Source organism: Staphylococcus sp. EG-SA-2 (genome assembly GCF_017152085.1).
Genome location: NZ_JACYHC010000063.1, coordinates 1 through 567 on the forward strand (window position 1 = coordinate 1; position 567 = coordinate 567).

Here is a 567-nt window from a genome sequence, read left to right on the forward strand (position 1 = left end):
ATAATACGCCAATACCTGTTGGTCCAAGCATTTTATGACCACTAAAACTATAAAAATCAGCATTCATTTCTTGCATATCAAGTTTCATATGTGGTGCTGCTTGCGCCCCATCAACACTGATAATTGCGCCATGTTGATGAGCTATTTCTGCAATGGTTTTAACATCATTAATTGTACCGAGTACATTAGAAATATGTGCAATAGCAACGATCTTTGTTTTATCATTAATCGTTTGCTTAATATCTTCGATGTTTAATTCACCGTCAGCTGTCATTGGTATAAATTTCAATGTCGCATTTTTACGCTTTGCTAACTGTTGCCAAGGAACAATATTGGCATGATGCTCCATTTCAGTGACAACAATTTCATCGCCCTCTTCAACATTTGCATCACCATAGCTATGTGCTACAAGGTTAATCGACGCAGTTGTTCCGCGTGTGAAAATGATTTCTTCAAAATACTTCGCATTAATAAAACGACGAACGGTTTCACGGGCATTTTCATAACCATCAGTTGCCAATGATCCTAATGTATGAACACCACGATGAACGTTTGAATTATAACGCT

General features: G+C 37.2%; 1 protein-coding gene. It reads right to left on the reverse strand.

Annotated features, from left to right (window positions below; translation table 11 throughout):
* Positions 1–567, reverse strand: a 567-nt coding sequence (locus tag IDG60_RS27085) for an aminotransferase class V-fold PLP-dependent enzyme (protein WP_206160356.1), incomplete at both ends; no start/stop codon positions are given.